A 1,954-nucleotide genomic window follows, 5' to 3' on the forward strand; every position below is an offset into this window, starting at 1 on the left:
GCAGGCGACGCGGCAGAAGCTGTTGGACTGCCTGGGCAAGATGCTCGGCTCGGGCCCCTACCGGGACGTCCGGGTCATCGACGTGGCACGGCAGGCCGGCTGGGTGCCGCCCGCGTCGGGCGGGTCCGCCGGTGCGGTCCCCTTCCGTCCTGTCGTGCCGCTGTGACGCACCCGGTGATCCCTTCGCTGCCTTCTCCCGGGATGGTGCGCGGGGCGGTGCGGCGGTCGGTGCCACCGACCACGGCGTGTCGCGGGACGGACGGTGTCACCCACCCGATCGGGTGACGTGGTTCGGGGCTGTGGCGGCCTCAGCTGCCGCAGCCACCCCCGCAGCCACTTCCGCCGCCGTCCCCGCCACAGCCGGACGACGTGCTTCCACAACCGACACCGCCACCCCCGGAGTTGCCCGGACCGGCGTCCGCATACCGCTCGGGGGGCCATTCGTTGGTGCCGTGCATCGGCAGCAGCAGCGCGGCGCCGAGTGCCGTCCCCGCGAGCACCGCCGCCCCGCCCACGGCGAACTCCCGGGCGCTGCCGGACCGTTGCGGCACGTGTTCGCGGCGCGCCCTCGCCAGGGCTGCGACGCCCGCGGTCGTGGGGGCGCCGTTGCGCGGCGCCGGCAGCACGACCACGATCACCTGCGTGACGACCGCCGCGGCGATCAGCAGACCCACCGGCAGCGTCGGTGTCCCCGGAGACGTTATCGCCAGCGCCACCACACTGCCGACGGTCACCAGCCCGCAGGCCGCCAGCCGGAGGACGACGCGGGTGCGCGCGGACCGGGCGTAGGCGGCCGAGTAGAGCAACCCCCGCTCGTCCAGCTCGCGGCGCACGTCACGGACGGCTCGACGGCTCGCCGCCTCACTGCGCACGTGGTTGAGCCGCCGTTTCCACTCGGCTCCGAAGCAGTCGATGACGGCGCGCTCGACCGGGTCGTCCGCCACGGGCTGCACCAGCACGACGCGGCTGCCCTCGACGCGCAGCCGCTGCTTGTCGTGCAGCGAGCAGATCGCCGCGTCGACCAGGGCACGCGGTCCCCCTGCCAGCGCGGCCGTCTCGTACACGTCCCGGACGGCGGCGTCGCGCGGCTCCGCCCCCCATCGCCCCGACCGAACCCTGTCCAGGACCGCCGTCGCCAGCACGACGGCGACCACCGCGAATCCCCACCAGATCACAACCATCGCTGTCTCCCCTCGGTCTGTGAGTTATTCTTCCCGGGCGGAGAACGCCGCCGCCGCTGGGCGAGGAGCGCGGACGGGGCGGTGTCCACCACCTGCCCCGGACCACCCGCCAGGGCGGCCACCCCGCAGGCGCCGCGCGCCTCCCGGGGTGCCTGCGCGTCACGTACCACCCGCGACCACGTGCACGTTCCAGGCTGCGCGGACCGGCACCACCACCGCTGATGCCGGCAGAAGCCGTCCGAACCACACGGCGATCACCGCACCCCGTTCCACGACGCCGAGGCGCGGCGCCGACGCGTTTCGTGCGTCCGCCTCCCCCCGAAGCGGGGGTCAGTCGTGGTCGCGCAGCCAGCGCCGCAGTCGGCGCCGCTGGGACCACGAGAGCGTGGGCCCGGTGCGGCGGTCCGTCAGCCTGCGGGCGAAGTCCCGGGCGCTCTCGTGGAAGCCTTCCGTCATGGGGTGGCGGTCGGCGTACCGCACGGCTGCCCCGTGGTACGCGTCGCCGAGCACCGCCGGCAGCCGGGGAGCGACCTTCGCCATGACGGCGGCCCGCTTGCCCGCCAGGGCCGAGCGCTGGACCCGCAACCGCTCGGCGTCGAAACCGAGGGGCGCGGGCGCGTCCCCCGTCAGTGCCGCGAGCAGGGCGTGCTGCGACCTCGCGAGCCGGGCCCGGGCGTGTGCGGTGTCCCCGCGACCGCCAGCCGCCGGACCCGGCGCCGAGTGCGGAGTCGGTGCGGCGGCTGCCGCGGGCGGATCGCCGAGCTGCCGTCCCG

Annotated in this window: 2 protein-coding genes and 1 pseudogene; 1 reads left to right on the top strand and 2 read right to left on the bottom strand. The window is 75.7% G+C overall.

What is annotated here, in order from left to right:
* Positions 1 to 109, top strand: a pseudogene (locus tag HCJ92_RS23845) (TetR/AcrR family transcriptional regulator); the annotation flags it as partial.
* 199 nt (positions 110 to 308) lie between these two features.
* Here the strand turns inward: HCJ92_RS23845 and HCJ92_RS23850 are convergent.
* Entirely contained in the window at positions 309 to 1,181 is an 873-nt protein-coding gene (locus tag HCJ92_RS23850; protein WP_167935683.1) for a TIGR04222 domain-containing membrane protein, read from the bottom strand.
* Between the two features lie 330 nt (positions 1,182 to 1,511).
* The coding region (locus tag HCJ92_RS23855; protein ID WP_167935684.1) for an SCO6045 C-terminal-like domain-containing protein at positions 1,512 to 1,954 on the bottom strand (443 nt) is incomplete at its 5' end.

The organism is Streptomyces spiramenti (genome assembly GCF_012034385.1).
In the GTDB taxonomy this organism is placed as follows: domain Bacteria; phylum Actinomycetota; class Actinomycetes; order Streptomycetales; family Streptomycetaceae; genus Streptomyces; species Streptomyces spiramenti.

What these genes read in the sequence shown, in the direction of transcription:
- HCJ92_RS23850 (WP_167935683.1), bottom strand. Translation starts at nt 1,181, where the DNA reads ATGGTTGTGATCTGGTGGGGATTCGCGGTGGTCGCCGTCGTGCTGGCG.